This is a genomic window from Streptomyces sp., assembly GCF_031181555.1.
Classification (GTDB): Bacteria; Actinomycetota; Actinomycetes; order Streptomycetales; family Streptomycetaceae; genus Streptomyces; species Streptomyces fimbriatus.
In genome coordinates, this window is the sequence record NZ_JAPSKQ010000109.1 from 1 (window position 1) to 6,175 (window position 6,175).

General features: G+C 72.6%; 6 protein-coding genes. All 6 read left to right on the plus strand.

Annotated elements, in window-relative coordinates:
* The first annotated feature begins 141 nt into the window (after positions 1 to 141).
* Positions 142 to 711, plus strand: coding sequence for a hypothetical protein (locus RIM90_RS20950; protein ID WP_309062275.1), 570 nt, complete (start codon positions 142 to 144; stop codon positions 709 to 711).
* A gap of 669 nt (positions 712 to 1,380) precedes the next feature.
* Positions 1,381 to 2,346, plus strand: a complete 966-nt coding sequence (locus RIM90_RS20955; RefSeq protein WP_309062276.1) for a YihY/virulence factor BrkB family protein — start codon at positions 1,381 to 1,383, stop codon at positions 2,344 to 2,346.
* A gap of 331 nt (positions 2,347 to 2,677) precedes the next feature.
* On the plus strand, positions 2,678 to 3,577 hold the full coding sequence (locus RIM90_RS20960; protein WP_309062277.1) for an NAD-dependent protein deacetylase: 900 nt from the start codon (positions 2,678 to 2,680) through the stop codon (positions 3,575 to 3,577).
* A 313-nt stretch (positions 3,578 to 3,890) separates the two neighbouring features.
* Complete coding sequence (locus tag RIM90_RS20965; RefSeq protein ID WP_309062278.1) at positions 3,891 to 4,499, plus strand: TetR/AcrR family transcriptional regulator; 609 nt, start codon at positions 3,891 to 3,893, stop codon at positions 4,497 to 4,499.
* Positions 4,496 to 5,557, plus strand: a complete 1,062-nt coding sequence (locus RIM90_RS20970; protein ID WP_309062279.1) for a DMT family transporter — start codon at positions 4,496 to 4,498, stop codon at positions 5,555 to 5,557. Before RIM90_RS20965 ends, RIM90_RS20970 begins: the two co-directional genes overlap by 4 nt.
* 297 nt (positions 5,558 to 5,854) lie before the next feature.
* The coding region (locus RIM90_RS20975) for a WhiB family transcriptional regulator (protein WP_309062292.1) at positions 5,855 to 6,175 on the plus strand (321 nt) is incomplete at its 3' end.

The window sequence follows — 6,175 nt, forward strand, 5'->3', positions numbered from 1 at the left end:
GACCTGGAACGCTGACCGACCGGCGACGGACTGCACCCGTCCGGTTCAGCCGTGATGGCAATGGGGCCCGGGTCCAGCGAAGGTGGAGCGGTACTCGGCGTTTCCATCCGCCTTCCGTTCCCTTCTGTAAGGAGCACTGTCATGTCCGAACGAAATACCCTCATCCGCAGCCTGCACGATGTGGGCCTGGCAGCCTGGTTCGGCGGTTCGCTGATGGGCGCGGTCGGTCTCAACGGGGCTGCCAAGGACGAAGGCGGAACGGACCAGGCCAAGGCACGGATCGCTTCGTCGGGATGGGCGAAGTGGACACCGGTCAACGCCGCCGCCATCGGCGCGCACCTGTTCGGCGGCGGCGGGCTGCTCGCCGTGAACGCCCACCGGGTCGCCACGCAGAGGGGGGTGGCCGCCTCCACCACGGTCAAGACCATCGTCACCGCGGCGGCCCTGGCGGCCACCGCCTACAGCCGCGTCCTGGGCAAAAAGATCGAGCTGGCCTCCTCTCCCGACCCCCAGGACACCGAGAAGGCGGAACAACACCCCATCGACATCGACAAGGCCCAGCGGCAGCTGGCCTACGCACAGTGGGCGGTGCCGGCCCTGACCGGCTGCCTGGTGGTGCTCAACGCCCTGCACGGTGAGCAGCAGCGCCCCGCCGAACAGCTGCCCGGCATGTGGGAGCGGGCCCGGTCCGCCGCCCCCTTCCTGTCGTAGGGCTCCTGAGGACGGGACGCATCGGCCTCCTGCTCCGCCAACCCGCCTGCGGCCGCCCGACGAGGAGATCCGCCTTCCTCCATTCGGGTTCGGGGCGGGGCAGGAGAGCGTCCAGGAGACGGCGGATCTCCACCGGAGTGAGGGGAGCGAGACTGTTCGGTTCGTTTCTGCGGTTTCCCGGTGGCGGGGCTGGGCGGCCGGTGCGGTGAGGAAGGCGGACCGCGTGGAAGGCCGCTGCGGGGGTGTGAGGAGCGGCTCTGTCCGGAACGGCAACCCCGCACTGCCGTCGGGCGAGGCGGTCTCGGCCCGGCCCCGGTCCGTCCTTCTGCGTCGGCCGACCGAGCAGGCTCTGCTGGAACTGCGCCGGCTCGTGGGCGTGTGGTGCATCAGGAGCGGCCGCGGCCAACGTGAAACGCAGTGGGGGCTTCCCGCAGTGCCGCCGCCCCGTTTCGTTGCCGGACAGGCCGGCCCGTCGCTCCACTGGCCGCGGCCGGTGCCGCGCGGCGCCCCGGCCCTCGACGCCTCGCTCCGCCAGTCGCCGAAGGGAGCGACGTCCCACGCGGGCTCTTACGTCACCGTCCGGCCCGGGCACCCGCACGAGGTGTGATGTCGGGAAAAGGGGCGATCAATGAGGGGAGCAGACCCACTCGAGGCGAGGAGTGTGCGCGCATGGGAACCGTCGTCCACGTCCCGCAGACCCGGGACATGATCGGGGACGAACTCTCCGGCGACGAGGCGTTCGCCGCGCTGCGGCACTACGGGAGCCTGCGGCTGTTCACCGACTCCTTCGCCCGCTTCCGCTACGCGGACGGGTTCACCAACGCCCGGGCGCTGGCCTTCCAAGTCGTCCTCGGCCTGGTGCCGTTCACCGTGGCGCTGGTGGGCCTGGCGACCTCGGTGCACACCGAGGGCGTGGGCCGGGTCATCGAACTCACCCTCGGCCGGATCGTGCCCGGCGCCAGCGCCGACCTCGTCCGGGACGCCTTCGACGGGACGCGGCGCAGCGCCCACGGCGACCTCGGGGCCACATTGGCCCTGTGGCTCGGTCTGGGTTTCGCCCTGCTCAACCTCGCCTCGGCCATGGGCCAGATCGAGCGGGGCGCCAACCGCATCTACGGAATCGAACGCGACCGTCCCTTCCCCCGTAAATACGGCAGGGCCATCCTCCTCTCGCTCGCGGCCGGCCTGCCTCTGGTGCTCGGTTTCGTCGTGCTCGTCGCCGGCGACGCCGTCGGCGACGCGGTGGCCCGTGTGGTCGGGGGGCCGGGCAGCGGCACGGGCTGGTGGGGCGCGCTCGACCTGCCGGTGGGACTGGCGCTGGCGTGGGTCGCCTCCGCGGTGATCTTCCGCTGGTCGCCCCGACGGGTCCAGCCCGGCTACACGTGGCTGGCCTTCGGCTCGGCCGTCCATCTCCTGCTGTGGGTCGCGGCGACCTGGCTGCTCGCGCTCTACGTCGAGGGGAGCGGCGCGTTCGGCGCCCTGTACGGGCCGCTCACCGCCTTCGTCGCCCTGCTGCTGTGGGCCAACCTCACCGCCGTCGCCCTCTTCCTCGGTATCGCGTTCGCGGCCCAGTTGGAGGCGGCGCGTGCCGGTATCGACGCCGCGGTACAGCCGGACCCCGGGCCGGGCCGCTGACCGGTGAGGAGGGCGCGCCCGCGCCGGTACGGGGCACGTCGTCGCCGTGCTGCCGGTTCTGCAGTCCCTGCCACGGCGACCCGGCACAAGCAGCGTCCCGGGCAAGCGTCACCGTACCCACTCGCCGTCTCCCCGACCGGCGGAAAGCCGGCTGACCTTCGGGGCCGCCGGCTTCGGGCGTGGCCGGTGGGGTACCAGTGGCAAAGGCGGCTGCGGGGACGACGACTGCGGTGGCCACGCCGAACGGGCCAGGTCACCGCACCAGCACGGTGCCGCCGTCCCGCTGATCGGGGAGAGCGGCTGAAGGCGGCCTGTTCCGTACCCTGGCGGCATGCGCATGCGCCCCACTCTGAGCTGGACCCCCACCGAGGACCTGCCGCCGGGCACCACGGACCTGGAACCGGTCGCCGACGCGCTGAGCACCGGCGGTGTGCTGGTGCTCAGCGGGGCGGGCATCTCCACGGAGTCGGGCATCCCCGACTATCGGGGCGAGGGCGGGAGTCTGAGCCGGCACACCCCGATGACCTACCAGGACTTCACCTCCAGCGCCCGGGCCCGGCGCCGGTACTGGGCGCGCAGCCATCTCGGCTGGCGCACCTTCGGCCGCGCCCGCCCCAACGCCGGGCACCGGGCCGTGGCCGCGTTCGGGCGGCACGGCCTGCTCTCGGGTGTGATCACCCAGAACGTCGACGGCCTGCACCAGGCGGCCGGCAGCGAGGGCGTCGTGGAGCTCCACGGAAGCCTGGCCCGGGTCGTCTGCCTTTCCTGCGGTGCCCTCAGCCCGCGCCGTGAACTCGCCCGGCGGCTGGAGGAGGCCAACGGGGGCTTCGAGCCGGTGGCCGCAGGAATCAACCCGGACGGTGACGCCGACCTCACCGACGAACAGGTCGGCGACTTCCGTGTGGTGCCCTGCACGGTCTGCGGCGGCATCCTCAAACCGGACGTGGTGTTCTTCGGCGAAACCGTTCCGCCGCAGCGGGTCGAACACTGCCGCCGACTGGTCCGCGAGGCAGCCTCACTGCTGGTCCTGGGCTCCTCGCTGACGGTGATGTCCGGGCTCCGGTTCGTCCGTCAGGCGGCCCTGGCCGACAAGCCGGTACTGATCGTCAACCGGGACCCGACCCGGGGCGACCGGCACGCCCTCACCCGGGTCGCCCTGCCCCTGGGAACGGCCCTCACCACCGTGGCCGACCGACTGGGCATCCCCGTCGACGGCCAGACGGCGGTCTGAGGGAGACGGTGACGGCGGTGGAGCGTCACCGGCCGGACGCCGACGCGCAGGCCCGCCGGTCGGCGCGGCCGGGCACCGGCTCCCGGGCAGGCGACGGACAGCCCCCGGGCCTGGTTGAAGCCAGGCCCGGGGGCTGTCCACAGATGTGATCGTGAAGGGCGGTCGCCTGCGCGGCGAAAGACTCTGCAGGGCTTCAGCCGAACGATCGTCCCTGCGGGCAGCGGGTGAGGCCCGGGACTTCTCCCCGAGGCGGTGATGGTGACTCCTCTCCCAGCTAGGTAGACTGGTCTACCTAGCTGGGAGAGGAAACATGATGAGCGAAACCGGTGCCGCGGCTTCGAAGCCCGGCAAGCGGCGGGGAGCCGCACGTGAGCGGCTGCTCGCCGCCGCTGCGCGCCGCTTCTACGCGGACGGCGTGTCGGCCACGGGCATCGACACGATCACCGCCGAGGCGGGCGTGGCGAAGATGAGCCTGTACAACAACTTCTCCTCCAAGGCCGACCTGGTGCGGGCCTACCTCGACGCGCGGCACGAGGAGTGGCTGGGCCTGTACCGGCGGCGCCTGGAAGAAGCCCGGGACGCGCGCGGCGGCGTACTGGCCGTCTTCGACGCCTACGCCGATCACGCGGCCTTCGCCTACGAGCACGGATTCCGGGGGTGCGGTCTGCTGAACGCGGCCGCCGAACTCCCCTCCGGGGACGAGGGCCGGGCCGTGGTGCGGCGGCACAAGGAGGAAGTCGAGTCCCTGCTCGCCGGGCACGTCGAGGAACTGCTGCCCGGACGGCCGGAGGAGGCTCGCGCGACGGCGGAGCATCTGGCGTTCCTGCTGGAGGGTGCGATGGCGCGCGCCGGCCTGGAGGGCGCGGGCACGCGTCTGGAGCACGCCCGGACCATGGCGGCCGACCTGCTGGACCGGCTGTGACGCGACCCGCCGGACGCGCGGCCGGTTCGGTGGGCACGGGCTCGCTGTGCGTGCTCCTGGCGTCGGTGCTGTGGGGCACCACGGGCACCGCGGCGACCTTCGCCCCGGCAGTGGGACCCCTCGCGATCGGGGCCGTCGCCATGGGCCTGGGCGGACTGCTCCAGGCCCTCGTGGCCACCCCCCGCATCCGCCGGGAAGCGGCCTCGCTGCGCGCGCAACGCGGTGTGATGCTGCTCGGCGCCCTGTCCGTGGGGGTCTACCCCCTGGCGTTCTACTCCTCCATGCACCTGGCCGGGGTCGCCGCCGGGACGGTGGTGTCGATCGGCTCGGCCCCCCTCGCCTCGGCCGTGATCGAGCGCGCGGTGGACGGACGCCGCCTGACGCGCCGCTGGATGACCGGCGCCGCCCTGGGCCTGTCCGGCACGGTACTGCTGTGCGCGGCAGAAGCTGCCGACCCGCATTCCGGTCCCGGCGCCCACTCCGCGGGGTCGACCGTGCTCGGCATGGCACTGGGCCTGGTGGCCGGTTTCACCTATGCCCTGTACTCCTGGGCCGCCCACCGCCTGATCAGCCGCGGCGTCAGCTCCGGCGCGGCCATGGGGAGTGTTTTCGGGCTGGGTGGTCTGCTGCTCATGCCGGTGCTGCTGGCCACCGGCGCCCCACTCCTCGACTCCTGGTCCAACGCGGCCGTCGGCGTCTACATGGCCCTGGTGCCCATGTTCGTCGGTTACATCCTGTTCGGCTGGGGCCTGGCGCACGTCCCCGCGAGCACCGCGACCACGCTGTCGCTGCTGGAGCCCGCCGTCGCGGCCGTACTCGCCCTGCTGGTCGTCGGTGAGCGCCTGCCCCTGCCCGGGTGGGCCGGCATCGCCCTGGTCGCCGGCTGCCTCGCCGTGCTCACCGCACCGATCCGCACCGCTCCGGAGGACCGAGCGGCCGCCGTGGGGCCCACCACCGGTGCTCCGCGGGGCGGCGCGGCCCAACCGGATCGCGCTCCCCTCCCGGGCACCGCGACAAACGCATCAGCGACCGAACCCGAACAAGCCCTCCCGACCTGACGGAGCACCGCCCGGGGGCGTCCGGGAACGGCAGCGAGGCCGACGCGGGCGTCGGCCTCGACGTCCTCTCGACCGGCCGGGTCCGGGCGTCCTCGGCGCACCCAACACTCCGGTCACAGCCACGTGCTCACCGATCACCGGTCCAGGCGCGACGCACCCGTTCGACAAAAACATGCATTCTGGCAAAAAGGGGCACGGCTGCGTACGATGGCATGCAACCTCTGCCGGGTCTGTGGCACCCCCATGTGCCGCACCGCCTTCTGGCTCGCTTACCACGAGGACTGGCAGAGGTAGACGATGGCCGACGTCCACGAACACGCAGCTACGTACGACTGGCGCGATGAGGCCGCATGCGTCGGTGAGGATCCCGAGATTTTCTTCCCCCTGTCCGACTCGGCCGCTCCCGGATCGGAGGCTTCTCTGGCCCGGGCGATATGCCGGCGGTGCCCCGTGCTCCTCGCCTGCCGCACCTGGGCGATCGAGCACGGTGAGGACGACGGCATCTGGGGGGCCACCACGGCCGCCCAACGACGAGCCGTCCGACGTGCCGTAACGGATCAGTACACCGTCCCCGCAGCACAACCGGCACATGGACGCCGCCGTGACGCCCGGCCCAGC